The sequence below is a fragment of the Xanthomonas dyei genome (genome assembly GCF_002939865.1).
GTDB lineage: Bacteria > Pseudomonadota > Gammaproteobacteria > Xanthomonadales > Xanthomonadaceae > Xanthomonas > Xanthomonas dyei.
In genome coordinates this window covers 517536-542800 of the sequence record NZ_MDEE01000001.1, presented here as the reverse complement: position 1 = coordinate 542800, position 25265 = coordinate 517536, and the positions used below count along the sequence as shown (strand labels likewise).

Here is a 25265-nt window from a genome sequence, read left to right as displayed (position 1 = left end):
GGTCATCGCAGCATGCATCAGCCCAGCAGTTCAAAACTGGCTGACAGGCCGTCGGCTTCGGCAGATGGCGCAAGCCACACATCGAACAGGCCCGGCTCCACGATCGGGGCCATTGCCTGCCCGACAAACAGCAGATGCGCGCGACGCAGCTCGAACTGCACGGTGACGTTGCCGCCGGCCGGCACCCTGACCTTGCGGAAGTCCTTGAGCTCGCGCACCGGGCGGACAACGCTGGCAGTGCGGTCGCGCAGATAGAGCTGCACCACTTCGTCGGCGTCGCGACTGCCATGGTTGCTGATGCGTGCGCTGATCTGCAGGCTGCCGGTGGCCGTCATCTGCGGCGCGCTCAGCTGCAGATCGGTGTAGGCGATGCGTCCATAGGTCAGGCCATGGCCGAACGGGAACAACGCCGTGTTGGGCACGCCGCGATAGTGCGTGGTGTACGGCTGCAAGCCGTGCGGATCCAGGTTGGGGCGGCCGCTGGGCGGATGCGCGTAGGTGTAGGGCACCTGGCCTGCGGCGTGCGGAAAACTCACCGGCAAGCGGCCAGACGGCGCCTGCACGCCGAACACGATATCGGCAATTGCGTTGCCGGCTTCCGAGCCCAGAAACCAGGTGACCAGGATCGCCGCGCTCTGCAGCGCCGGGCCTTGCAACGCAAGCGCGCGGCCGGTGCTCAGCAGCAACACGACCGGCGTGCCGGTGGCCGCCACTGCCGCCAGCAACTGCTGCTGGACCTGCGGGATGCAGATCTCGGTGCGCGATTGCGCCTCGCCCGAGTAGGTCATGGGTTCACCGATCGCCAGCAGCGCCACGTCGGCACTGCGCGCGGCGGCCACTGCGGCCTGCACGCCGCCGGGGAGCGGGCGGTCGAAGCCGCTGCCGTCCACCACCTGCAGCAACTGCGGGTCCGTCATGGTGCGCGACAGCGCTGCGGCCACGGTGTTGTCGCGATCATCCTGGTCGAACAGGCTCCACGGCCCGGCATGATCGACCCAGTCGCGCGCCATCGGCCCGATCAGCGCGATGTGTTGGCCGCTGCGTCGCAACGGCAACAGCTCGCCGTCGTTCTTCAGCAACACCATCGACTTGTGCGCCGCTTCGCGCGCCAAGGCCATGCTGTCTGCACAGCGCTGACGTGGTTGCGCACGGGCAGGCTGGATGCGCCGGAACGGGTCGTCGAACAATCCCAGTGCCGCCTTGAAGCCCAGCACCCGGCGGACCGAGGCATCCAGCTGTTGCATCGAGATCGCGCCAGCGGCCACCAGCGCCGGCAGGTGTTGCAGATACAAGCCGCTTTCCATGCTGATATCCACCCCGGCCAGAAACGCCAGCCGCGCCGCGTCGCGATCGTCGGCGGCAATGCCATGCGCAACCAGCTCCTTGTCGGCAGTGAAGTCGGACACCACCAGCCCGGTGTAGCGCAGGTCCTGCCGCAGCACGGTGCCGAGCAGCCAGGCATTGGCGGTTGCCGGCACGCCCGACAGCGCATTGAACGCAGCCATGGTGGTGACCGCACCGGCCGCGAAGGCGGCCTGAAACGGTGGCAGATACACCTCGCGCAGGGTGCGCTCGGAGATGTCCACGGTGCTGTAGTCCAGTCCTCCCTCGGCTGCACCATAGGCGGCAAAGTGTTTGGGGCAGGCCGCCAGTGCATCGGCATGCGCCAGGCCGGCATCGCCTTGAAACCCCCGCACCCGCGCCTGCGCGAAACGTTGCGCCAGCAGCACGTCTTCGCCCGCGCCCTCCACGCCGCGCCCCCAGCGCGCATCGCGGGCGATGTCCACCATCGGGGCGAAGGTCCAGTCGATCCCCACCGCGCTGGCTTCCATCGCCGCGGCGCGCGCGGTGCGTTGGGCCAGCGCGGGCTCGAAGCTGGCCGCTTCGGCCAAGGGCACCGGAAACACCGTGGTAAAGCCGTGAATCACATCGGCGGCGAAGAACAGCGGAATCTGCAGCCGGCTTTTCAGCGCAGCCTGCTGCAGTTGCTGATGCCAGCGCACGTTGGAGCCGTTGAATACGCCGGTCAAGCGCCCGGCGCGTGCCGCGGCCAGCTGGTTGCGTCCGGCTGCGTCCTTGCGGACGGGGTTGGCGACGATCGCCTTGTCGACCTGTTCTGCGGAACTGAAAAGACTCAGCTGGCCGGCCTTTTCTTCCACGCTCATGCGCGCGATCAGCGCCTCGATAAAGGCCGGGCCATGCGATGGCCCCGGCGGCAGCGCCCACCCGCTCGGAATGCGCGACAGCACTGCGAGCGTGGCCGCACCACGGAGCAACTGACGACGCGTAGTACGCGGATGCATACGGAGCCTTGCTGGGCGGAAGAGACGCTCACGCTACATCAGCGCGATGCCCCACGCGCGGGTCGGGTTCGCAATCGATGTGGGGGCTTCGGAAGGGCATGGCCCGTGCATTGGGCAGACGTGGCAACGCACGCAGGAGTGCCGACGCGCGTAGCGGCCGCGCCGGCACTGCGCGGATATCGGCTTACAAGGCCGATGCCTGCAGATCGATCACAAACCGGTAATGCACATCGTTGTTGTGGACGCGCTCGAATGCGGCGTTGATGTCCTGCAGCTTGATCAATTCGATATCGGCCACGATGCCGTGCTGCTGGCAGAACGCGAGCATGCTGTGGGTGTCGGCGGTGCCGCCGGTGCCGGAGCTGGTGACCTTGCGGCGGCCCATGGCAAGTAGCACCGGGCGGAAATCCAGCTGGTCGGGCAGGCCCAGCGTGCACAGCGTGCCGTCGAGATTGAGCGCCTTGAGCATGTCGTTCATGGGGTAGCTGCGCGAGACGGTGTCGAGGATGAAATCGAAGCGGTAGGCCTGTGCCTGCATCTGCGCCGCATCGGTGGAGACCACCACCTCGTGCGCACCCAGGCGGTGCGCTTCGGCGGCTTTCTTGGGCGAGGTAGTGAAGGCGACGACATGCGCGCCCATGGCACGGGCGAACTTGATGCCGAGATGGCCAAGCCCGCCGATGCCGACCACGCCCACGGTGTGGCCGGGGCCGATGCCGTAGCGGTGCAGCGGCGCAAAGCAGGTGATGCCGGCGCAGAGCAATGGCGCGGCGCCGGCCGGGTCCAGGCCGTCGGGCAATGGGTAGACGAAGCGGGCGTCGGACACGTAGTACTCCGAATAGCCGCCGCGCGTGCGGCTGCCGTCCACGCGATCCACGCCATCGAAGGTCAGGGTGGGGAAGGCGTGGCAATACACTTCGTCATGCGCCTGACAGGGCGCGCAGTGCCGGCAGGAATCGACGATGGTGCCGATCATCACGCGCTGGCCCAGCGTAAACCCTTCGACCTCCGCGCCCAGCTCGATCACTTCGCCAACGATTTCATGGCCCGGCACCAGCGGGTATTCGCTGGCCCACTTGTTCACCGAGTGCAGGTCCGAATGGCAGACGCCGCAGAACAGCACCTTGATTGCGACATCGGTGGCGCGTACCGCGCGGCGTTCGAACTGCCACGGCACCATGGCGCCTTCTTTCTCGAGCGCCGCATAGGCGCGGGTGGTGCGGCTGGCGCCGCTGGTGTGTGGATTGGCGAAGGTCATGGCGGTCGCTGTGCTTTACAATTGGCGGAACTTGTAAGATTTACGTATTTACAAATAATGTCAAGTGTAAAGTTATCGAAGAAGGCGGCTATCCCCGCCACAGCGCCTGCCGAAAGCAAGGAGGCGCGTGTCATGGAGACCGCGCTGCAGCTGTTTTTGCGGCATGGCTACCGCAAGGTGAGCATGAGCGACATCGCCCAGGCTGCGCAGATGTCGCGGCCATCGCTGTATGCCGCGTTCCCCAACAAGGAGGCGATCTTTGCCGCGCAGGTGATGCGTCAGCGCGACGTTTGCGCGGCCGCAACCGCGCAACGCGTGCGCGACACGCAGGATCTGCAGACCCAGTTACGGCAGTTGTTCGATATCTGGGTGCTGGAGCCGGTGGCTGCGGTGATCGATTCCGAAAACGGGCTGGATCTGGTTGCCAACTGCGGTGTGTATGCGCCCGACGCGCTGGATGCGCTGTACCAGCAGATGGAAGACACCCTGGTGCAACTGCTGCGCCCGCATGTGCGCGACAACAGCGCGATGTCTGCGGCCGATCTTGCCTACATCCTGCGGCTTGCCACCACCAGCCTCAAGGCATCGGCGGACAACGAAGCGGTGTTGCGGCGTTTGATCGCCGGTCTGATCACCATGGCATTGTCGACGGTGCAGGCGGGCAGTGCGCAGACGCCGGGCAAGAAGAAGGCCGTGCGCGGACGGTGATGCCGGTGGCGTGCAGGTGAGCGGGTTGGTGCGGCGTGTTGATCTGGAGTGGTCATCGCGTTTTGACGTCAGTCGTCAAGCGGCACTGTGTCGCGTGCTCAACGGCGACAGAGGCGTGATGGCGCCTGCCGGATGTCGGCGAGCTGTGCGGTCTGTATCTCGTTGAGTGGTTGAGCCGGGTTAGCTTGTGCTTGCACGGCGCGTTCGCAATCACGCAGCGGGCCCGACATCGTGCGATATCGAGCCCGTGGGGAGACGCCATCAGCCCTGACTGCGAGATCCTGAGAGCCCGCAGCAGGTCGCTCAGTCTGCCATCACCTTGTCCGGCGTCATTGGCGTGCTGCGGATGCGTTTGCCGGTGGCGTGGAAGATGGCATTGCAGATGGCTGCCGACACCCCCACCTGGCCGATCTCGCCGACGCCTTTCGCCCCCAGGCTGCTGACCACGCGGTCGTCTTCGTCGGCAAAGATCACCTCGATGTCGTGGATGTCGGCATTGGCGCAGACGTGATACTGCGCCAGATCGTGATTCATGAAGCGGCCGAAGCGGTGATCGGCCTGGGTATGTTCGTGCAAGGCCTGGCCGATGCCCCACACCACACCGCCGATGATCTGGCTGCGCGCGGTGGTCGGGTTGAGAATGCGCCCTGCAGCAATCGCGCTGACCACACGCGTCACCCGCACGCTGCCAAGCTCTTCGTCCACGCGCACTTCCACAAACACCGCAGCGTGCGTGGCACGGGTGTATTTGCGCTGTTTGAGCACGTTGGGCAGCAGCAGGAACTTGTCTTCGATCTGCTCCAGTTCGGCCGCACGCAACAATGCAGGTAACGCCATCGCGCTGCTGGCATCGGCACGCAGTGCAATCGTGCCGTCGGCAAAGACCACATCGTCCAGCGTGACCCGCGCAAAGCGCGAGTTGGGCAAGGCCTGGGCCAGGCGCAGCAGGCGCGTGCGCAACTTGCCGCATACACCGTCCACCGCCGAGCCGATCGTGGCGACATGCGAGGAGCCGCCTTCAATCGGTGCGACAGGCAACGTCGAGTCGCCAAGCTGAAAGGTCACCTGTTCCAGCGGCAGGCCCAGCGCTTCGGCAGCGATCATCGCCATCACCGTGTAGGTGCCGGTGCCGATGTCGCTGGCGGCACTGCTCACCACCAGGCGGCCATCGGCGTGCAGCACGGCGTGGGCGCGCGCAAACATCTGCATCGCATCCCACTGCCCGGTGGCCATGCCCCAGCCGACCCACTCGCGGCCTTCCTTGCGTGCGCGCGGCTGCGGCGGACGCTGTGCCCAGCCAAAGCGCTCGGCACCTTGCTGGTAGCACTCGCGCAAGGCCTTGCTGGAAAACGGCTTGTCATCGGCTGGATTGACCTCGGCGTAATTCTTCAGCCGCAGCGCCAGCGGATCGATGCCGACCGCGTAGGCCAGCTCGTCCATCGCCACTTCCAGCGCATGCATGCCATGGGTGGCACCGGGCGCGCGCATGTCCATCGGGCTGTACTGATCCAGGCTGACCAGGTTGTAGCCAAGATGCACGTTGTCGCAGGCATACAGCTGCCCGCTCCAGTTGACCACCACCTCGACGTAATCTTCGATGCGAGAGGTCTCGGCGATGGCCTCGTGCCAGATGGCGCGCAAGCGGCCATCGCGGTCGGCACCGAGCTTGAGCCGCTGCACGGTTTCCGGGCGATGGCCGAAGGTAAACATCTGTTGCCGCGTCATCACCACACGCACCGAGCGATCCAGCTTGATCGAGGCCATCACCGCCAGCGCCAGCTGATATTGCGGCCGCAGGCCGGAGCCGAACGCGCCGCCCACATACGGGTTGCGCACGGTGACCTTGCGCTTGCTCAGGCCGAATACATGCGACACATACCAGCGGCTGTTCTGCGAGCCCTGAGTCTTGTCGTAAATGGTGAAGTGGCCGTCTTCCTCGCGGATGACGGTAGAGGCGAACAACTCCATCGGGTTGTGGTGCTCTACGCCGCTGTAATACTCGGCCTGCACCTGGCAGGCGGCATTGACGAAGGCGGTGTCCGGCTCGCCCTTGTCCTTGGGCGGTGGCGAAAATCCTGCCTTCAACGCCTTGGGTTTGTGCGCACGGTCCAGGTTGGTCATCAGGTTGGTTGCGTGCGGCTCCTGGGCGTACTCCACCTGCACCAGATGCGCCGCATGGCGCGCAGCCTCGAACGTGTCTGCCACCACCAGTGCCACCGGCTGCCCGCTGTAGCGCACGGTGTTGTCGTACAGGGGGCGAAACGGCGAGCCGGCCGGCGCGGTCATGTCCTTGTAGAACAGATCCATGCCTCGCATGTGCGGGCGATTGTCGTGGGTGACGATCTCCAGCACACCCGGCACCGCGCGTGCGGCAGCCAGGTCGAAGCCGACAATCGTGCCCTTGGCGATGGTGCTGCTGACCACCACGCCATAGGCCAGATCCGGTACCGGCCATTCAGCGGCATAGCGCGCCTGGCCGGTGACTTTTGCACGCCCATCGATGCGCGGTACACCCGTGCCGGTGGGGCGGAAGCCGGTGCCTTGATCGGCGACCGGCGGCGTCAATTCGCTGTTGGATAGATCGGTGTTGCGTGCGTTCATGGCGATTGCTCCAGCGCACTGGTGCGCCCGCGGTTGTCGGTGGTGCCCTCGCGTGTGACCTCGAGTGCGCGCACGATGGCGCGGCGCGCCATTGGCAGCTTGAAGGCGTTTTCGCCCTGCGCTTGTGCACCTTGCAGCAAGACATCGGCCAGAGCTGCGAAGGTATCTGCGGTCGCTGGCAATCCCACCAGCTGCGCTTCTGCATCGGGATTACGCCACGGCTTATGTGCCACCCCGCCCAGTGCGACACGCACCTCGCCAATGCTGCCGTCGTCGTTCAACTCCAGCGCAGCAGCCACCGACACCAGTGCAAACGCATACGACAGGCGCTCGCGGATTTTCAGATAGGCGCTATGGGCGACAAAGCGCTGCGCGTCGGGCAGATCGATATGCACGATCAACTCGTCCGGCGCCAGCGTGCTGTCCAGTTCCGGATGATCGCCAGGCAACCGATGAAAATCGGCAAAGGCAATGTCGCGTTCGCCTTGCGGGCCTTGCACATGCACCACCGCATTCAGCGCGGCCAATGCCACGCACATATCCGACGGATGCGTGGCGATGCAGTGCGCGCTGGTGCCGAGAATGGCGTTGTACTTGGTCAGCCCGCCAATGGCCGAACACCCGCTGCCCGGTGCACGCTTGTTGCAAGGTGTGGCGTGATCGTAGAAATACAGGCAGCGCGTACGTTGCAACAGGTTGCCGCCGTTGCTGGCCATGTTGCGGATCTGCGGCGACGCGCCTGCCAGGATTGCCGCGCTCAGCAACGGGTAACGCGACTCGACGTCCGGGTGATACGCGGTGTCGGCATTGCGTGCGAGTGCGCCCAGACGCAGGCCGCCCTCCGGCAGCGTGGTAATGCTGTCCAGCGGCAGGCGATTGATGTCGACGAGGCTGCTGGGGCGCATCACTTGCAGCTTCATCAAGTCGGTGAGATTGGTGCCGCCGGCGATCAGGCGCACGGATGCGTCGGAGGGCACCGGCTGCGGGTCGTTGCCGCGCGATGCGATGGCAGAGAGAGCGGCACCCACGCTGTCTGGGCGCGCGTAGCTGAGCGGGATCATGCCGGCACCGTCCCGGGCGTCCACGGCGTGGCAGCGCTGTCGCTGCTGTCGCTGGGCTTGCCCATCACCTCCATCACCGCATCGGTGATCTGCGGATACGCACCGCACCGGCACAGATTGCCGCTCATCAATTCGCGTACCTGATCGCGGTCGCGCGCCTTGCCTTCATTGAGCAGGCCAACTGCGGAACACAATTGCCCCGGCGTGCAATACCCGCACTGAAACGCATCGTGCGCGATGAAGGCGCGCTGCAGCGGATGCAGCTGCTCGCCATCGGCCAGGCCTTCAACGGTGGTGATCTCGGCGCCGTCCTGCATCACCGCTAACGTCAGGCAGCTGTTGATGCGGCGACCATCGACCAGCACCGTGCATGCGCCGCATTGGCCGTGATCGCAGCCCTTTTTGGTGCCGGTGAGATCGAGCCGATCGCGCAGCAGATCGAGCAGGCTGATCCAGGCCTCCAGTTGCAATTGATAGGGCTGGCCATTGATGCGCAGGTTGACCGGGTAGGTCGGCGCAGCGGTGGCGATTGCCGGCGCCGTGTGATCGGCAGTGGCGGGCGTGGCATTCATGCGAACCCCGTGGCGATGGCTGGAGGGAGCTCACCTTGACGCGCGTAGGGTCAAGGTGCGGTGTAGGGACGGTGTAGATGTAGCGATGCTCGATCGCGCTTGCGCACGTCAACCGCGTTGCTGTGGCGTTCGCTCAGCTGCATTGCGATGGCGTGCAATTGGGCAATCGGTTGCGCAGCGCAGTGGCCCGCTTTGCAGGTGCGTTGCGCGTTGCGCGTCATCGTGGTGTCACCTGAATTGGCCAGGCTAGCCCACCCAGCGCAAGGGGAGCGCGCACGATGAAAGCCAACGCCAGCCGCGCGTGGACCCAGGTGTTCACGCAGCACGGATCTGTGCTGCGCGGTTTCTTTGTGCGCCGCGGTGCCAAGGAAGACGCCGAGAATCTGGTGCAGGAAACCTATCTACGCCTGTTGCGCGCGCAGCAGGACCAGGGCGAGGGCATCGCCAATCCGGAAGCCTATCTGTACACGGTGGCGCTGAATCTTGCGCGCGAGCAGGCGGTGCGCCGCAAGCAGGCGCCGTTGCAGATTGAAGAAATGGAACAGTTTTCGCAATTGCTGGCCGCAGGCGAGGATGTGGAAGACGCCGCGCACCGTCAGCAGCGCCAGCAACGGTTGCAGGCCTTGCTGGCCACCTTGCCCGAGCGCACCTGCGCGGTACTGGTGATGCAGTACCGCGATGGGCTCAGCTACAAGCAGATCGCCGAGCGCATGGGCGTGTCTGCGCATATGGTCAAGAAACATGTGGTACGTGGGTTGTCGGCATGCAGGCAGGCGGTTGCCGATAGCGGGGAGAGCTGGTGAGTACGCGTCTTTGGGCCACCCGCAGGGCTGCCAGCGAGGCCGCGCACTGGCATGCACTGCAACGCATGCAGGCGCTGGACGCGCAGCAGCAAGCCAGCTTCATGCAATGGCTGACCGCATCGCCGCTGCATGTGCGCCAATACATGGCCGTGCTGCGCGTGGCCGGCGAGCTAGGCGATGCCTTGCGTGGCATGCAGCTGGATGTGGATGCCTTGCTCGATGACGATCGCCGCACGCGTGCGGCTGCAGCGTCGCGCAATGTGATCGTGTTGCCGTTGCCGTCGCGATTACCGCAACCGCAACCGCAACCGCAACCACAACCACAACCACAACAGCCTCGACATGCGCCACCGCCGGACCGCGCCGATGGTCAGCGCAGTGCGCGTGTTCGCGGCTGGATCCTGGGTTTGGCAGCAGCCGTGTGCGGTGTGGCGGTCTTGACCGGCTGGGCGTGGCCGCGCACGCAGACCTATGCCACCGCGCATGGCGAGCAGCGCCGCGTGCAATTGGCCGATCGCAGCGTGGTGCATCTGAACGCGCTGAGCAGCGTGCGCGCGACCATGACACCGTGGAGTCGTCGCCTGCAATTGCTGCAGGGTCAGGCCAGCTTTGAAGTGGCCCAGGACCGCCGTCGGTTACAGGTGTCTGCGGGCCGTTTGCGTGTTGAAGATATCGGCACCACCTTCGATATTGCGTTGTATCGGCAGCAGGCGCGCATCGAAGTCACCGAGGGCCGCGTGCACGTGTGGCGCGATGACCGCAAGCAGCAGCCGATGCTGGCGAACCTGGGCGCCGGGCAGAGCGCACGGATCGACGCTGTGTCCGGCCGGGTCGACGTGTCCAACGAGGATGTCGCCGCGATGCATGCGTGGTGGCAGCGGCGCATCGTGTTCCGCGATGCACCGCTGACCACCGTGGCCGAGGATTTCAATCGGCTCAATCGCACCCGCCTGCTCATCGACGATGCCGCCGCCGGCGCGTTGCGGCTCACCGGTAACCTGCGCGGCGACGATGTCGCATCCCTGCGCGCGTTTCTCGACGACCAACCCAACCTGCGCGTGGTCGCTGCGCCGGGCGTGTTGCGCGTGAGCAGCCGACCAGCGCAGGGCGCTGCTGCGCACTGACGACAGCGACCTGGCGCCGCAGTGGCCGAACGACCCGTCCGACATAGACCTGCACGCCCGGGCGACAGCGTGTGTGTGCCTCGCACTGACATCACCGAGGTAAGCGCACCCGGCTCGGCGGCTTCGTGTGGGTTTCGCACTCCGACATCAGCCATGTCCCTCTTCAAGGCTTGCCCGCGTGCGTACGCGGGCAGAAGCACCCGCACCGTGCACTCAGCGCAGTGCGCCTGCGCGCATCGCGCCATCGCTGTACACGTGTCACAGAAAATTCATCAAAAACCGGTGCCCGATCGTCGCTGTCGTCCCTCGTAGTCCGGGTACAACGCAGCATTCCCGCCTGTGCGTGGCGCTGCGCATTGCTTCCTCCCCTACTGGATTCCACGATGCGTCGTACGTTGGTTCTTTCGATTGCTCTCGCGTTGCATGCCGGGACTGCCGGTGCCCAGACCACGCCGGTGGCCGTATCGGTCGATGCGATTCCCGCCCAGCCATTGGCACGTGCACTCAATGCCTTGTCGCGTCAGACCGGCCTGCAATTCGTGTATGCCGCAGGCGTTGCCGGCAACCCGCAGACCCGTGCCACCACTGCCGGCATCGCGCCGGAGCAGGCCTTGCAGCAATTGCTTGCCGGTACCGGCCTGCGCTATCGCTATCTCAATCCGACCACGGTGACCATCGAAACAGCCCAGGACGCGCCTGGCGCGCAGACGCAGGTGTCCCCGACGTCGGCGGCAGTGGCGAACTTGCCAGTACCACGCGCAGACGCACCGGTGCAGGAGCTGGACAGCATCCAGGTACTCGGCAGTTATGCCGGCAGCCTCAGCGCCGCATTGCGGCAGAAGCGCTACGCCGACAGCGTGGTGGATGTGATTGCGGCAGAGGACATCGGCAAGTTGCCGGCACAGAACGTGGCCGAAGCGTTGCAGCGGGTGCCTGGCGTGTCGATCGTGCGCGACCGCGGCGAAGGCGTGTACGTGCGCGTGCGCGGCCTGGGCCCTAACTTTCAGGTCACCACGCTCAATGGCCAGACCATGGCGGTCAACGAAAACGTGCGCACCTCCGGCCAGACCGGGCGTCAGTTTCGCTACGACACGCTGCCGGCCGAACTGGTATCCGGGTTGGACGTGATCAAGAGCCCCACCGCGGATCTGGATGAAGGCGCCATCGGCGGCATCGTCAATGTGCGCACGTTCCGCCCATTGGAACTGGGCAAGACGCTGGCCAATGTGTCGCTGGAATCGAGCCAGGCGCAACGCACCCATGCCAATGATCCGCGCGTGTCCGGCCTGTTCAATTGGGTCAATGCCGAAGGCACCTTCGGCATGCTGATCTCTGGCGCCTATGCGCAACGCACGCTGCGCCAGGACCGCGTCAACGAGGTGAGCTGGGACTACTACCGCAGCGGTGTGCCGGGGGTGCCTGGTGCCAATTACGTGCCGACCGGTCTGCGCCCGACGCTGGAGCTGGAAGAGCGTGAACGCACCGGCGTTGCGGCGTCGCTGCAATGGAAGCCCAGCGCGCAGTGGGAAACCACGCTGGATCTGCTCTACGCCAAGCAGACCGTGCATTACGACGAATACAGCATGGGTGTCGGCTTCGACAACCTGTCCAGGATGAGCAATCTGCGCGTGGAAAACGGCGGCATCACCGGCTTCGATTACCGCAATGGCCAGGTGCAGATTTCGCGCGAGACCTCCGGCATCACCGACGACAATCGCAGTGCGCGCCTGTCCAGCACCTGGAGCGGCGACCAATGGACGCTGGGCGCGGTGGCCTTCCACTCGCAGGCGCACAGCTACGATTCGGACCCGATCCGACGCACACGCCTGCGCAGCGGCACCAACTTGTCGATGCGCGTGGACATGCCGCAAGCCGACGGCGATAACGTGCCCGATTGGAGCTTCACCAACGGCTTCGATCCCACCAATCCGGCCACCGTGGCAGGACGCCGGCTGGAATGGCGGCAGATCGATGCGCGCGACAAGGAAGACGCACTGCAGTTCGATGCCAAGCGTACGCTCGACGGCAGCGTCTTCCGCGACATCAAGGTAGGCGCCAAATATCGGGAGCGCTCACGCACCTACGACCGTGCCGACCTGCTGCTCAACAGCATCGCCGGGGTGCGCTTCCCGGCCACCAACTTCACCGCATTGCCGGTCAACGACATGCTGGCCGACGCCAACGGCAACCTGCCCCGGCAGTGGCTGGCGCCGATCGAATCCGCGTTCTGGGGCAATTGGCCCACCAGCGCCGATCTGCGCAATACGCCCAACAGCGCGGATCTGCAGAATTCCTATGAGGTGCAGGAAAAGATCGCTTCGGCCTACGCGATGACCGATTTCGGTACCGATCTGGCCGGCCGCGAGCTGCGCGGCAACCTCGGTGCGCGCGTGGTGCGCACCGAGCAGGCCACCGATGGTCATGCCGATGTCAACGGCACGGCCCAGCCAGTGCATTTCGAGCGCAGCTATACCAACGTGCTGCCGTCGTTCAACGCGGCCTGGGATGTGCGCGATGACATGGTGTTGCGCACCTCCGCAGCGAAGGTGATCACACGCCCGGATCTCACCGACCTGTCGTCCAAACTCACTTTCAATTCCAGTGGCGAAATCCTCACCGCCAGTGGCGGCAATCCCGCGCTGCAGCCGTTCGAAGCATGGCAGTACGACCTGACCTTCGAGTGGTATATCGATGGGACGTCGGCGCTGACCGGCGGGCTGTTCTACAAGGATATTTCCAGCTTCATCCAGACCCAGATGTCCAACCTGGTCTACGAAGGCCAGACCTATCTGCTGTCGTCCAAGACCAACGGCAGCAAGGCGATGGTGCAGGGTGCGGAAGTGGCGTATCAGCAGGTGTTTACCGGCTTGCCGTCGCCGCTGGATGGCCTGGGCATGCAGCTCAACTACACCTGGACCGACAGCAAGGCGACCTATCACGACGGTAGCAGCAGCTTTACCGACAGCCTGGAAGGCGTGGCCAAGAATACCTACAACGCCGTGCTGTTCTACGAGAAGGGTCCGTTGATGGCACGTGTCAGTTACAGCTGGAGCGACGAGATTCTCAATGCCGTCGGCACCGCCAATGTGGCCACGCTCAACAGCGACAAGTTCGGCAGCCTGGATGCCAACGTGGCTTACAAGGTCAACGACACGCTGTCGGTGTTCGTCAACGCGATCAACCTTACCGGTGAAGTGCAGCGCCAGTTTGTCGGCGATCACCTGTTCGGTGGCTATACCGACTACGGCCGCACCTGGTCGCTGGGGTTGCGCGCGCGTTTCTGAGTGTGGCCAAGGCAGGCCGATGCGCTGGAATTAATGGGCCGAGGACGCTGCGCTCGATCTGGCACGGGTGCAGCGCGACATGCTGCAGCCGCCGTCTGGTGGCGCAGCCGTTCCGACAGCCGACCCAGCGTTGCCGGCAACCACTGAGGCCACAACCGGGCGCCTTCCAGCAAGGCGTCCCCCTCACCTGCAACGGCGCCTGCTGTGGCGTTGTTGCCACTGCACGCTGCGCCCTATCGCGTCATACGGGCGCGCCACGATCGAGATCGAATGCATGTCATCACTGCCGCGTCTGTGTTTCGGATTTTTTGCTGCTGTCGTTGCTGCGCTGGTTCCACTGGGAACCGTGCACGCCGCCGCAGTGCCGGACACGCTTGAAAAAGTCGTCATCCTCAAACGCCACGGTGTGCGTGCGGCGATGTCCAGCCCGGAAGCATTGGGCCGGTATTCCAAACATCCCTGGCCACGCTTCGGCGTGCCGGCCGGTCACCTGACCGAGAACGGCGCACGTCTGGAAGCATTGTTCGGTAGCTACTATCGCGCGCATTACGCACCGCTCGGCCTGTTCGATGGCGATGGCTGCGACAGCGTGTATTACTGGGCAAATCGCACCCAGCGCACCATCGCCTCGGCACAGGCGCTGGCACGTACGCTCACGCCGGGGTGCACGAACACGGTGCACCACGTTGCCGATGGTGCGTCCGATCCGTTGTTTGATGGCGCGCCGGCGTTGGGCCAACCCGCTGTCGCCGAGTTGATGCGCGCGGCCATCGCCGGCCGCGTCGGTGGCGATGTCGCGGGCTGGAATGCGGCCCAGCACGATGCGATCGACACCTTGCAACAACTGCTATTGCAGTGCGCGCAACGGCCGTGCCCGGCGCAGGCCGGTGCCGGCAAGCGACGCCTGGATGCAGTGCCCGCACGCATGGGCGATGCACATGACGGCATTGCCGGAGTCGAAGGCCCGGCACCGGCCGTATCGGGTATCAGCGAGAGTCTGTTGATGGGCTGGGCCGACGGCCAGGACTTTGCCGCACTGGGTTGGCAAGGCCTGGACGAAGCCAGCCTGCTGCGCGCATTTGCACCGCATCAGGCCGAGTTCGCGTTGCGCCTGCGTGCGCCGACGGTAGCGCGTATGGCCAGTTCGCCATTGGCGGCGCGGCTACTGGCAACCTTGCAGCAAGGCAGCGAAACCAAGCGCAGCGCACACACCAATACCGCGCATGCCACGCCGATTGGTGGGGATGCACGGCTGGTGGTGCTGTCCGGTCACGACGGCACGCTGACCTTGCTGTCCGGCATGTTGGATCTGCATTGGCAGCTGCCGGGGTATCAGCCCGACCAGACCGTGCCCGGTGGTGCGTTGGTGTTTGAGCGTTGGCGGCGTGCCGACGGGCAACGGGTGATCCGCGTGCGCTACACCGCGCAGACCCTGGCACAACTGCGCGAACGCCGCGCGCTCACAGCGCAGGCGCCACCGCCGTCTTCGCCGGTCTTCATTCCCGGCTGTAGCAATGCCACGCCGGAGTACGACTGCCCGCTCCCGACCTTGGCGACATTGATCGACGCGGCGATCGACCCGCAGTACCTGAGCGAATGACGCTGCGTGCGCCGGCCAATAGCCGTCGCACGTGGTCGCATCGGCGTCGTGGACGCCGCTTTTCTGGCCGCCGTGCCAGCGGTTTTTTCCTTTCTGCAAGAGGTGATCCATGCTCCAGCATTTACGCACACTCGTCAGTCTTGGAATCGCTCTAAGCCTTGCCTGCGCCAGCACTGCCCAGGCACAAACAACTGTCGGCGTGCTCGACGTGCTGACCTACAACGTCGCCGGTCTGCCCGAAGGGCTGTCCAGCGGAACGCCGGCCACCAACACCGCACTGCTGGCACCAAAACTGGCGCCTTACGGCCTGGTGCATGTGCAGGAAGACTTCAACTACCATGCCGCGCTGTACGCCGGCGATGCGCATCCGTATCGCACCGCCACCAGTGGTGGCGCCGCGTTGGGCGATGGGCTCAACACGCTCAGCAACTATCCCTTCAGCGATTTCACGCGGGTCAAGTGGAAGCAGTGCAACGGCACCGACTGCCTGACCCCGAAAGGTTTCAGTTACATGCGCGTCCGCCTGGCCGATGGCGTGTTGCTGGACGTCTACAACGCGCACCCCAATGCCGGTGTGGAAGCGGGCGATCTGTCCGCGCGTCGCGCCAACATCGGCCAGCTCTCGCAGTTCATCCAGACCTGGTCGGCCGGTAACGCGGTGTTGCTGATGATGGATTCCAACACGCGCTACACCCGCATCGACGACAACATCCGCGAGCTGATCGCCTCCAATGGGCTCACCGATGCGTGGGTGGAATTGATCAAGGGCAGCGCACCGGCGCCCGGCGCCACGCCGCTGCTCTGCGGCACGCCGCCCACCAATCGCTGCGAGGTGGTCGACAAGATGTTGTACCGCGATGCACCGCAACTGACCCTGGTGGCCAATCGCTATCAGCTCGATGCTGGCGGCTTCTACGACAGCGCCGGCAAGCCCTTGTCCGATCATTACCCGGTGTATACGCAGTTCGGTTGGGCGGTGGGCGATCAACTGCGTACCAGCGATCAGTTCGGTGGCCCGCACGGCATTCCGTTCAACGACCTGGCCGGCAATCCCGGCGCTCGCCGACTCAGTGGCGTGACCTTGCGCGGCGGTGAGCGCCTGGATGGCGTGGGTTTGATCCTGGACAGCGGCAAACTGCTGGCGCATGGCGGCAGTGGCGGGCAGGCAACGACCTTGTCGCTGGGTGCCAACGAAACGCTGTCTTCGGCCACCTTCAGCGTGGGCAAGTACAACGACAGCACCCGCGTGTTTTCGCTGAGCCTGCGCACCAACACCGGCCGCAGCGTACAGGTAGGCACCCCGAGCAACGAGCGCTATACGCTGACTGCTCCCAGCGGCTGGCACATCGCCGGTTTCACCGGCCGTGCCGGCGACGAGATCGATCAGTTGGGTGTGGTGTATGCGAAGGATTGAGTCGCCAACAGAACGACTGTGCTCACCGCCAGGCGGGCGCGGCCGGTGCTTGGTGCGGCATGTGCCACGCGTACACTCCGGTTCCGAGCGCGCTGTCCACGCCCACCTGGCGACTGCTCGCTACGTTTTTTGAGCCACTCTTCGGCGCGTTGTCAGGCAGACATCACGCAGCTGCAACTTAGCGATGCACGGCCATGGATGGCCACGATGCGCAAGCTGCCAAGCGATGCCGCAGGCGATGGGTCGCGGCGTCGCTGTTGTTGTGTAGAGAGATACAGTTGTGCATGCAAAACGTCGCAGCTGCATGGAAGGTCAGTACACCCATCGCATGCGACCCGCATGGCGCCGACAACGCATCAACCGTACTGACCCTGCGGCTCATGCACCTGCGTGTCTGCACGCAAGCGCACACGTGGGCGCAACCAGTGGGCAAATTCGGCTTCGCTCCACGCGCCATCTGCTAATCCCATCATGGCGACATACTTCTCTTCCTGCGACGCCATGAGCTCGGCACCATTGAGCATCAGGAACACGCGATAGCAGACATGGGCAGTGCGCTTGTTGCCATCGACGAAGGGGTGATTGCGCGCCAGCCCATAGGCCAGGCTTGCGGTCAACTCCACCAGGTCCGGTGGCGGATCGCCGTAGGAAAATAGCTGTTGCGGACGTGCCAGTGCCGAATCCAGCAATGCCTCGTCGCGCACGCCAGCAGCGCCGCCGTGTTCGCTCAATTGACGCTCATGGATGGCCGAGGCAAGTCCACGCGTGATCCACACGACCATGCGCGTGTTCATTTGGCCAGCTTGTTGAGCACCTGACGATCCTCGCGCATCACCTGCTCGGCCACTTCCATTTGCGCGGCCAGGGTGGGGTCGAAGGCGGTCAGCTTGATGCCGTCGGGCGTTTCCAGCGCATACAGCTCGTCGCCTTTGCCCAGGCGTAAACGGGCGAGCAGTTCCTTGGGCAGGATGACGCCGGCGGAGTTGCCGATGGCAGTGATCTTGAGTTTCATGGCAGTCCTTTCGCGTTATTACGTAAGTTATAACTTTTTGATCGTACGCTCGCAAGCAGCCGTGCTGAGCGGCTCAGCAACCTGCACCAGCCAATCTCGCCTGCTGCGACCGATAAGTGTACAAATGTACACCTTGTCCCGTGCGGTTCTTGTTCTCCATGACGCCCTTGTCCCCCAAACGTGCTGCGGTGCTGGCCTTCCTGCAGCAGCAGGCCCAGGCCGGCGTGTCGCCCAGCCTGGCCGAGATCGCGCAGGCGTTCGGCTTCGCCTCGCGCAATGCCGCGCAAAAGCACGTGCAGGCACTGGCCGAGGCCGGGTTGATCGAATTGCTGCCCAACCAGAAGCGCGGCATCCGCGTGCCAGGCGGCGCCGGTCGCGATGCCTTGCTGGCCTTGCCGGTGCTGGGTCGGGTGGCGGCCGGTGCGCCGATCGGGGCGGATATCGGGCTGGAGCGGCAGCTGTGGCTGGACCGCACGCTGTTTTCGCTGCGCCCGGATTACCTGCTGAAAGTGCAGGGCGACTCGATGATCGACGACGGCATCCTGGATGGCGACCTGGTCGGCGTGCATCGCAGCAACGACGCGCGCGATGGGCAGATCGTGGTGGCGCGGGTGGATGGCGAAATCACCATCAAACGCCTGGAGCGCGGCGCCCAGCGCATCCGGCTGCTGCCGCGCAACCGCGCGCATGCGCCGATCGTGGTGGCGGCCGACGCCGACTTCGCGATCGAAGGGCTGTACTGCGGCCTGATCCGGCAGGCTTGAGATGAGCGAGCCCGTGCAGCTGCGACATCACGGCAATGCCGCGCTGGCCATGCCGCTGGACGCCTTGCTGGCCGCGCGCACGGTATGGCGTGCAGGCCACGGTACCGCCACGGCCAATGGCGGCGAATCCACCGGGCATGCCGCCCTGGATGCGCTGCTGCCCGATGGCGGCTGGCCGCGGCGGGCGCTCACCGAGTTACTGTTGCCCGCACATGGCATCGGCGAGATCGCCTTGTTGTTGCCCACGCTGGCGCGGATGACCGGCGCCAGCAGCCGGGTGGTGCTGGTGGCGCCGCCCTTCATTCCGTATGCGCCGGCCTGGCAGGCGGGCGGGGTGGTGCTGGAGCATCTGGAAGTGGTGCAGGCCGCGCCGCGCGACGCCTTGTGGGCGTTCGAGCAATGCCTGCGCAGCGGCGCCTGCGCGGCGGTATTGGGCTGGCCGCAGACCGGCGATGCGCGCGCCTTGCGGCGGCTGCAGGTCGCGGCCGACAGCGGCAATTGCTGCGCGTTTGCGTTGCGCGATCGTCGCCACGCGATCAATGCATCGCCGGCGGCCTTGCGGCTGGAATTTCTGCCCGAGCGCGATGCCTGGCAGGTGCGCAAGTGCCGCGGCGGCCAAGTGCCCTCGCAGCCGTTGCGGCTGGCGCATTGAGCCGCGCGCATGTTGTGGGCCTGCATCTTATTGCCGCAGCTGGCACTGGACGCCGTTCTACGGCGGTTTGAAGAGCCGCAGGCGCCGCTGGTGCTGGTGCAGGGGCCGGCGCAGCTGCGCAGCCTGCATTCGGTCAATGCCGCCGCTGCCGCTGCGGGATTGAAACCGGGCATGCGCCTGTCTGCGGCGCATGCCTTGATGGCGCAGGTACGCACCATCGATTACGACGCGCAGAACGAAGCGCGCACGCAACGCTTTCTTGCGGCCTGGGCGTACCGGCACAGTTCGTTGGTGAGCCAGCAATGGTCGCGCGCCATCGTGCTGGAGGCGGGCGCGAGTTTTCGTCTGTTCGGCCCGTGGCCGCGTTTCGAGCGCCGCCTGCGCGATGAGTTGCAGGCATTGGGATTTCAGCACCGGCTTGCACTGGCGCCCACCCCACGCGCGGCGCGTGTGCTGGCCGGGCTGCGCGATGGCATGGTGGTGACCCAGGTGCCGGACTTGCACAGCACCCTCAACAAGGTGCCGGTGCGCCGCGCCGCCTTGCCCGGCGATGCCGGCGAGCGCCTGCAGCATATGGGCGTGCGCACGCTCGCCGCGGTACGTGCCTTGCCGCGCGACGGGCTGCAGCGGCGCTTCGGTGCCGGCCTGCTCGATCATCTGGACCGGCTCTACGGCAACGCCGATGACACGCTGGAGTACTACGCGCCTCCGGACCACTTCGATCAACGCGTGGAGCTGGGCTACGAGGTGGAAACTCATCCGGCCTTGCTGTTTCCGCTGCGCAGGTTGATCGGCGATCTGTGCACCTATCTGTCCATTCGCGATGGCGGCGTGCAACGCTTTTTGCTGCGTCTGGAACACGAACAAGGCGCCACCGATGTCGAGATCGGTCTGCTGACACCGGAGCGTGCGCCCACGTTGTTGTTCGAGCTGGCCCGCAACCGGCTGGAGCGGGTGGAGATTCCACGGCCGGTGGTGGCAATGCGGCTGTTGGCGCGCCAGTTGCCGCCGTTCGTGCCGGCGATGCGCGACTTGTTCGACCAACGTGCGCAGCAGTCGGTGGACTGGCCGCAACTGCGCGAACGTCTGCGTGCGCGCCTGGGCGATGAGGCGGTGTACCGCGTGTTGCCGGCCGACGACCCGCGCCCGGAACGCGCCTGGCGCCGTGCCATCGGCGATGCGGTGCGCGAAGCCGCCGCGCCGCCACGTCCGCCGCGGCCCACCTGGTTGCTGCCGCAGCCGGTGCCCTTGCACGATCCGCACTTGCGCATCGTCTCCGGCCCCGAGCGGCTGGAAAGCGGCTGGTGGGACGACGACGAGGCGCGTCGCGATTACTACGTGGTGGAGACCGCACGCGGCCGCCGCGGCTGGGTCTTTGCCGCGCCTGGCCATGTCCAAGGCTGGATGCTGCATGGGTGGTTCGCGTGATCGGGCGCATGCCACTGCCAGAGCGCAGCGTGGGGTGCCTGGCGAGTCATCGCAGCGCTACCGCAAGCGCCCGAGACAGCATGACGCGAAGGCGCTGCTGCAACCCAACGATCTGCCGCGCATTGCAAAGACGCTGCGCTGGCAGCGCGATGCTTGAAGGGATGCGCGCATGAGCTGGGATGACGCTGTCGATGGCGTGGACCGCGACACGCCGGGCGGGCGCATGCCGCGCGCCTGGAATGTTGCGGCACGGCTGCGTGCGGCCAACGACGACATCACCCACGCCCAGCCCACCGATGGCCTGCCTGCCTATGCCGAGCTGCATTGTCTGTCGGACTTTTCGTTTTTGCGTGGCGCCTCCAGTGCCGAGCAGTTGTTCGTGCGCGCGCAACACTGCGGGTACAGCGCACTGGCCATCACCGACGAATGTTCGCTGGCCGGCATCGTGCGTGGGCTGGAAGCGGCGCGCGCCACCGGCGTGCGGCTGATCGTCGGCAGTGAATTCACCCTCGTCGATGGCACCCGCTTTGTGCTGTTGGTGGAGCATGCGCAGGGCTATCCGCAGTTGTGCAGCTTGATCACCACCGCACGACGCGCGGCGGGCAAGGGCGACTATCGGTTGGGGCGTGCGGAGGTGCAGGCGCAGTTCCGCGATGTTGTGCCCGGTGTCTTCGCGCTGTGGTTGCCTGGCGCGCAGCCGCAGGCAGAGCAGGGCGCCTGGTTGCAACAGGTGTTCGGCGCGCGCGCGTTTCTGGCAGTGGAACTGCATCGCGAGCAGGACGACGCGGCGCGTCTGCACGCCTTGCAACAGTTGGCGCAGCAACTGGGCATGACCGCCTTGGCGAGCGGCGATGTGCACATGGCGCAGCGCCGCGAGCGCATCGTGCAGGACACCTTGACCGCCATCCGCCACACCACCCCGCTGGCCGAGTGCGGCGCGCATCTGTTCCGCAACGGCGAGCGCCACCTGCGCACGCGGCGCGCCTTGGGCAACATCTATCCGGGTGCGTTGTTGCAAGCCGCGGTGGAGTTGGCCGCACGCTGCACCTTCGATATTTCCACCCTCAAATACGCTTATCCACGCGAACTGGTGCCCGAAGGCCATACGCCCGCCAGTTATCTGCGCCAGCTCACCGAAGCCGGCATGCGTGAGCGGTGGCCTGAGGGTACGCCGGAGAAAATTCGCGATGACATCGAGAAAGAATTGGCATTGATCGCCGAACTGAAATACGAGGCTTTCTTTCTCACGGTACAGGATGTGGTGCGCTTTGCGCGTTCCAAAAAAATCCTGTGTCAGGGGCGTGGATCCTCGGCAAATTCGGCAGTCTGCTATGCGCTGGGTATCACCTCGGTCGATCCGATCAAGACGCGATTGTTGATCTCGCGCTTTTTGTCCAAAGCACGTAACGAGCCGCCAGATATCGACGTGGATTTCGAGCACGAACGCCGCGAGGAGGTGTTGCAATACGTCTACACCAAATACGGGCGTGAACGCGCGGCGCTGGCGGCGACGGTGATCTGCTATCGCGGCAAGAGCGCGGTGCGCGATGTTGCCAAGGCGTTCGGCCTGCCACCGGATCAGATCGCGTTGCTGGCCAATTGCTACGGATGGGGCAATGGGGAAACGCCGATGGAGCAGCGTATCGAAGAGGCCGGGTTCGATCTGGCCAACCCGCTGATCAACAAGATTCTGCTTGTGACAGAACATCTGCGCGATCACCCACGGCATCTGTCGCAGCATGTCGGCGGTTTCGTGATCTCCGATGAACCGTTGTCGCTGCTGGTACCGGTGGAAAACGCCGCGATGGCTGACCGCACCATCATCCAGTGGGACAAGGACGATCTGGAAACCATGAAACTGCTCAAGGTCGATTGCTTGGCCCTGGGCATGCTGACCTGTCTTCGCAAGACGCTGGACTTGGTGCGTGGCCATCGTGGTCGCGACTACGCATTGGCGACCTTGCCGGATGAAGATGCCGCTACTTACAAGATGATCCAGCGCGCCGATACGGTCGGCGTGTTCCAGATCGAGTCGCGTGCGCAGATGGCGATGCTGCCAAGGCTCAAGCCCGCAGTGTTCTACGACCTGGTGATCGAAGTGGCGATCGTGCGCCCTGGCCCGATCCAGGGCGACATGGTGCATCCGTACCTGCAACGTCGCAAAGACAAGAGCCTGATCAGCTATCCCTCTGAAGGCGTAGAGAAAATTCTCGGGCCGACATTGGGGATTCCGCTGTTCCAGGAGCAGGTCATGGAGTTGGTGATCCACGCCGGCTACGACCCTGACGAGGCCGACAAGCTACGCCGTTCGATGGCGGCCTGGCGCCGCGGTGGCGATATGGAATCGCATCGCGTGCGTATTCGCGGGTTGATGGAAAAGAAAGGCTACGCCTCCAGCTTCATCGACCAGATCTTCGAGCAGATCAAAGGCTTCGGCTCCTACGGGTTTCCGCAAAGTCATGCCGCCTCGTTCGCCAAACTTGTCTACGCCAGCTGTTGGCTCAAACGCCACGAACCGGCGGCATTTGCCTGCGGGCTGCTCAATGCGCAGCCGATGGGATTTTATTCGGCCAGCCAGATCGTGCAGGACGCACGCCGCGGCAGCCCCGAGCGCGCGCGCGTGGAGGTCTTGCCGGTGGATGTGCTGCACAGCGACTGGGACAACACCTTGGTGGGCGGCCGCGCGTGGTGCAGCGATGCCGACCCTGGCGAACAACCGGCGATCCGGCTGGGCATGCGCCAGGTCGCTGGCTTATCGGAAGTGGTGACCAATCGGATTGTCGCTGCCCGCACGCAACGCGCCTTCACCGACATCGGTGACCTGTGCCTGCGCGCGGCACTCGACGAAAAGGCGCGCCTGGCGTTGGCCGAAGCCGGTGCCTTGCAAGGCCTGGTCGGCAATCGCAATGCCGCGCGCTGGGCGATGGCTGGCGTGGAAGCGCGCCGGCCCTTGCTACCCGGCAGTCCGGAAGAACGCGCTGTGGAGTTCGCAGCGCCCCGGATGGGCGAAGAGATCCTGGCCGACTACCGCTCGGTGGGCTTGAGCCTGCGTCAGCACCCGATGGCGCTGCTACGCCCGCAGATGCAGCAACGGCGCATCCTGGGGCTGCGCGACCTGCAAGGCCGTCGCCATGGCAGCGGCGTGCATGTGGCCGGCCTGGTCACCCAGCGGCAGCGCCCGGCCACCGCCAAGGGCACCATCTTCGTCACCCTGGAAGACGAGCACGGCATGATCAACGTCATCGTCTGGTCGCATCTGGCGCTGCGCCGACGCCGCGCATTGCTCGAATCGCGCCTGCTCGCCGTGCGTGGCCGCTGGGAGCGCGTGGACGACGTGGAGCATCTGATCGCCGGCGATTTGTACGACCTCAGCGAGTTGCTCGGCGAGATGCAACTGCCATCGCGCGATTTTCATTAGCGCTGCCGAAGCAAGCACATACCGGCAACGCAACGATGCGTCATGTCCATGCGCCTGATGCGGCTGCGCGCAGCGCAACCGTGCATCGCTGCGCGCCCGTCACCCCCACTGATCGACAGCCAAACCGCATCACTGCTGGCATCCGCGCAATCGCCTGCGCATCACTGTCGGGTTCGCTGGTGGCCGTGATCGCCGCCCTGGAGCGTGCGGGATGTCGCCTCAAGCGCAAAAACCCATACGCGTGCATGAATAAGCCCGGCCTCGGTCACCGACAGCTAGCCGGTCTGTGCTACACCATGCAGGTCTGCGCAGCCGCGCTGGCTTATCCGTTGACCCACGAGGCGATCATGAAGTTGGAGGCGTTGTTCGACCAGTTGCACACCTTACCCACCGTGCCCAAGGTGGCGCAGGACCTGATCCGTCAATTCGACGATCCGCAAACCGATATCGATGCACTGGCGCACACCATCGAGCGCGATCCGGTGATCGCTGCCAAGGTGTTGCGCCTGGCCAATTCGGCGCGATTCCACGGCTTGCGCGATTCCACCAGCGTGGAAGACGCCGCGATGCGCTTGGGCTTCAACACGCTGCGCACCCTGGTGCTGGCCTCGGCCATGACTGGCGCCTTCCGCGCCGGCCCGGGCTTCGATCTCAAGGCCTTCTGGCGGCACAGTTTCGAGGTGGCCGGCATCTGCCGCCTGCTGGCGCGCCAGCACGGCCTGGACCCGGAAACCGCCTTCACCTGCGGGATGATGCACAACATCGGCGAACTGCTGATCCAGTCCGGCGCACCGGATTACGCCAGCCGCATCAATCACGACACCTCATCGGCGGCTCATGCCGCCGAAGAAACCCTGCAACTGGGCTTCGGCTACCCGGAAGTGGGCGCCGAGCTGGTGCGGCGCTGGCAATTGCCGGCGGTGATCCAGGAAGCCATCGCCTACCAGGTTCGCCCGGCCGCCGCGCCCGACGGTGCCCGCATGCCGTTGCTGGTCGCCCAGGCAGTGCAGGTTTCCGACGCACTGCACGCGCACGGAGGTGCCACCCCGCAGGCATTGGACGCGCTGCGCGCACCACTGATGGATGGTGTGGATCTGGAGGGTTTGTTCGCTACCTTGCCGGACGTCATCGAGGCCGATCGCGCGTTCGCTGAATTGCTGCACTGAGGCCTGCGCCTTGCGGACAAGGCACGCACCGCGTCGCATCGGCCGGTGCTTGCCTTGCCTTAACTTGGCAGTGCTGGTTGCGTCCTACAACATGATT

The 25265-nt window shown here is 65.2% G+C and carries 18 protein-coding genes and 1 other RNA gene; 12 read left to right on the top strand and 7 right to left on the bottom strand.

What is annotated here, in order from left to right:
• Positions 1-17 precede the first annotated feature (17 nt).
• Together XdyCFBP7245_RS02380 and XdyCFBP7245_RS02375 are read right to left on the bottom strand one after the other, a co-directional pair.
• Positions 18-2303, bottom strand: coding sequence for a glycoside hydrolase family 3 N-terminal domain-containing protein (locus tag XdyCFBP7245_RS02380; RefSeq protein WP_104614192.1), 2286 nt, complete (start codon positions 2301-2303; stop codon positions 18-20).
• A 184-nt stretch (positions 2304-2487) separates the two neighbouring features.
• Positions 2488-3561, bottom strand: a complete 1074-nt coding sequence (locus XdyCFBP7245_RS02375; RefSeq protein WP_104614191.1) for an NAD(P)-dependent alcohol dehydrogenase — start codon at positions 3559-3561, stop codon at positions 2488-2490.
• A 132-nt stretch (positions 3562-3693) separates the two neighbouring features.
• On the opposite strand from XdyCFBP7245_RS02375, the gene XdyCFBP7245_RS02370 reads away from it, so the two are divergent.
• Positions 3694-4269 (top strand): TetR/AcrR family transcriptional regulator, encoded by a 576-nt coding sequence (locus XdyCFBP7245_RS02370; RefSeq protein ID WP_228325440.1) that lies wholly within the window; start codon positions 3694-3696, stop codon positions 4267-4269.
• Between the two features lie 303 nt (positions 4270-4572).
• Here the strand turns inward: XdyCFBP7245_RS02370 and XdyCFBP7245_RS02365 are convergent, their stop codons facing one another.
• Genes XdyCFBP7245_RS02365 through XdyCFBP7245_RS02355 form a run of 3 tightly spaced genes read right to left on the bottom strand, consistent with a single transcriptional unit; the run spans position 4573 to position 8503 of the window.
• Positions 4573-6870, bottom strand: coding sequence for a xanthine dehydrogenase family protein molybdopterin-binding subunit (locus tag XdyCFBP7245_RS02365; RefSeq protein WP_104614189.1), 2298 nt, complete (start codon positions 6868-6870; stop codon positions 4573-4575).
• Entirely contained in the window at positions 6867-7955 is a 1089-nt protein-coding gene (locus XdyCFBP7245_RS02360) for an FAD binding domain-containing protein (RefSeq protein WP_170068456.1), read from the bottom strand. The genes XdyCFBP7245_RS02365 and XdyCFBP7245_RS02360 overlap by 4 nt, the downstream gene beginning before the upstream one ends.
• Complete coding sequence (locus XdyCFBP7245_RS02355) at positions 7928-8503, bottom strand: (2Fe-2S)-binding protein (RefSeq protein ID WP_104614188.1); 576 nt, start codon at positions 8501-8503, stop codon at positions 7928-7930. The genes XdyCFBP7245_RS02360 and XdyCFBP7245_RS02355 overlap by 28 nt, the downstream gene beginning before the upstream one ends.
• Before the next feature lie 278 nt (positions 8504-8781).
• On the opposite strand from XdyCFBP7245_RS02355, the gene XdyCFBP7245_RS02350 reads away from it, so the two are divergent.
• The 6 genes from XdyCFBP7245_RS02350 to XdyCFBP7245_RS02325 all read left to right on the top strand — a co-directional run bounded on the left by XdyCFBP7245_RS02350 (position 8782) and on the right by XdyCFBP7245_RS02325 (position 16864).
• Positions 8782-9306, top strand: coding sequence for an RNA polymerase sigma factor (locus XdyCFBP7245_RS02350; RefSeq protein ID WP_104614187.1), 525 nt, complete (start codon positions 8782-8784; stop codon positions 9304-9306).
• Positions 9303-10430 (top strand): FecR family protein, encoded by a 1128-nt coding sequence (locus XdyCFBP7245_RS02345; RefSeq protein ID WP_280523178.1) that lies wholly within the window; start codon positions 9303-9305, stop codon positions 10428-10430. The genes XdyCFBP7245_RS02350 and XdyCFBP7245_RS02345 overlap by 4 nt, the downstream gene beginning before the upstream one ends.
• Positions 10431-10813: 383 nt before the next feature.
• Positions 10814-13714 carry a TonB-dependent receptor gene (locus tag XdyCFBP7245_RS02340; protein WP_104614186.1) on the top strand — a complete coding sequence of 967 codons (2901 nt, stop codon included), beginning with the start codon at positions 10814-10816 and terminating at the stop codon, positions 13712-13714.
• A 274-nt stretch (positions 13715-13988) separates the two neighbouring features.
• Positions 13989-15314, top strand: a complete 1326-nt coding sequence (locus XdyCFBP7245_RS02335; RefSeq protein ID WP_104614185.1) for a histidine-type phosphatase — start codon at positions 13989-13991, stop codon at positions 15312-15314.
• Positions 15315-15423: 109 nt separating this feature from the next.
• A complete protein-coding gene (locus tag XdyCFBP7245_RS02330; protein WP_104614184.1) occupies positions 15424-16728 on the top strand; it encodes a jacalin-like lectin in 1305 nt (434 codons plus the stop codon).
• A 59-nt stretch (positions 16729-16787) separates the two neighbouring features.
• Positions 16788-16864: non-coding RNA, sX9 sRNA (locus XdyCFBP7245_RS02325), on the top strand.
• A 220-nt stretch (positions 16865-17084) separates the two neighbouring features.
• Here XdyCFBP7245_RS02325 and XdyCFBP7245_RS02320 read toward each other — a convergent pair.
• Positions 17085-17510: a type II toxin-antitoxin system death-on-curing family toxin gene (locus XdyCFBP7245_RS02320; protein ID WP_055846280.1), complete on the bottom strand. Its 426-nt coding sequence runs from the start codon at positions 17508-17510 to the stop codon at positions 17085-17087.
• Positions 17511-17518: 8 nt separating this feature from the next.
• Complete coding sequence (locus XdyCFBP7245_RS02315) at positions 17519-17740, bottom strand: AbrB/MazE/SpoVT family DNA-binding domain-containing protein (protein WP_104614183.1); 222 nt, start codon at positions 17738-17740, stop codon at positions 17519-17521.
• Between the two features lie 158 nt (positions 17741-17898).
• Here XdyCFBP7245_RS02315 and lexA point away from each other — a divergent pair, with 158 nt between their 5' ends.
• The 5 genes from lexA to XdyCFBP7245_RS02290 all read left to right on the top strand — a co-directional run bounded on the left by lexA (position 17899) and on the right by XdyCFBP7245_RS02290 (position 25168).
• Positions 17899-18504, top strand: a complete 606-nt coding sequence (gene lexA, locus XdyCFBP7245_RS02310; RefSeq protein ID WP_104614182.1) for a transcriptional repressor LexA — start codon at positions 17899-17901, stop codon at positions 18502-18504.
• Between the two features lies 1 nt (position 18505).
• A complete protein-coding gene (gene imuA / locus XdyCFBP7245_RS02305; protein WP_170068454.1) occupies positions 18506-19156 on the top strand; it encodes a translesion DNA synthesis-associated protein ImuA in 651 nt (216 codons plus the stop codon).
• Positions 19157-19165: 9 nt separating this feature from the next.
• The gene (locus XdyCFBP7245_RS02300; protein WP_104614181.1) at positions 19166-20584 is read left to right on the top strand and encodes a Y-family DNA polymerase; all 1419 of its coding nucleotides are present in this window, start codon (positions 19166-19168) and stop codon (positions 20582-20584) included.
• A 169-nt stretch (positions 20585-20753) separates the two neighbouring features.
• Complete coding sequence (locus XdyCFBP7245_RS02295; RefSeq protein ID WP_170068452.1) at positions 20754-24002, top strand: error-prone DNA polymerase; 3249 nt, start codon at positions 20754-20756, stop codon at positions 24000-24002.
• Positions 24003-24349: 347 nt separating this feature from the next.
• Positions 24350-25168: an HDOD domain-containing protein gene (locus tag XdyCFBP7245_RS02290; protein ID WP_104614252.1), complete on the top strand. Its 819-nt coding sequence runs from the start codon at positions 24350-24352 to the stop codon at positions 25166-25168.
• The last annotated feature ends 97 nt before the right edge of the window (positions 25169-25265 follow it).

What these genes read in the sequence shown, in the direction of transcription:
- XdyCFBP7245_RS02380 (WP_104614192.1), bottom strand. Translation starts at nt 2,303, where the DNA reads ATGCATCCGCGTACTACGCGTCGTCAGTTGCTCCGTGGTGCGGCCACG.
- XdyCFBP7245_RS02340 (WP_104614186.1), top strand. Translation starts at nt 10,814, where the DNA reads ATGCGTCGTACGTTGGTTCTTTCGATTGCTCTCGCGTTGCATGCCGGG.
- XdyCFBP7245_RS02320 (WP_055846280.1), bottom strand. Translation starts at nt 17,510, where the DNA reads ATGGTCGTGTGGATCACGCGTGGACTTGCCTCGGCCATCCATGAGCGT.
- XdyCFBP7245_RS02300 (WP_104614181.1), top strand. Translation starts at nt 19,166, where the DNA reads ATGTTGTGGGCCTGCATCTTATTGCCGCAGCTGGCACTGGACGCCGTT.
- XdyCFBP7245_RS02350 (WP_104614187.1), top strand. Translation starts at nt 8,782, where the DNA reads ATGAAAGCCAACGCCAGCCGCGCGTGGACCCAGGTGTTCACGCAGCAC.
- XdyCFBP7245_RS02335 (WP_104614185.1), top strand. Translation starts at nt 13,989, where the DNA reads ATGTCATCACTGCCGCGTCTGTGTTTCGGATTTTTTGCTGCTGTCGTT.
- XdyCFBP7245_RS02290 (WP_104614252.1), top strand. Translation starts at nt 24,350, where the DNA reads ATGAAGTTGGAGGCGTTGTTCGACCAGTTGCACACCTTACCCACCGTG.
- XdyCFBP7245_RS02365 (WP_104614189.1), bottom strand. Translation starts at nt 6,870, where the DNA reads ATGAACGCACGCAACACCGATCTATCCAACAGCGAATTGACGCCGCCG.
- lexA (WP_104614182.1), top strand. Translation starts at nt 17,899, where the DNA reads ATGACGCCCTTGTCCCCCAAACGTGCTGCGGTGCTGGCCTTCCTGCAG.
- XdyCFBP7245_RS02375 (WP_104614191.1), bottom strand. Translation starts at nt 3,561, where the DNA reads ATGACCTTCGCCAATCCACACACCAGCGGCGCCAGCCGCACCACCCGC.
- XdyCFBP7245_RS02315 (WP_104614183.1), bottom strand. Translation starts at nt 17,740, where the DNA reads ATGAAACTCAAGATCACTGCCATCGGCAACTCCGCCGGCGTCATCCTG.
- XdyCFBP7245_RS02370 (WP_228325440.1), top strand. Translation starts at nt 3,694, where the DNA reads ATGGAGACCGCGCTGCAGCTGTTTTTGCGGCATGGCTACCGCAAGGTG.
- XdyCFBP7245_RS02330 (WP_104614184.1), top strand. Translation starts at nt 15,424, where the DNA reads ATGCTCCAGCATTTACGCACACTCGTCAGTCTTGGAATCGCTCTAAGC.
- XdyCFBP7245_RS02355 (WP_104614188.1), bottom strand. Translation starts at nt 8,503, where the DNA reads ATGAATGCCACGCCCGCCACTGCCGATCACACGGCGCCGGCAATCGCC.
- XdyCFBP7245_RS02295 (WP_170068452.1), top strand. Translation starts at nt 20,754, where the DNA reads ATGAGCTGGGATGACGCTGTCGATGGCGTGGACCGCGACACGCCGGGC.
- imuA (WP_170068454.1), top strand. Translation starts at nt 18,506, where the DNA reads ATGAGCGAGCCCGTGCAGCTGCGACATCACGGCAATGCCGCGCTGGCC.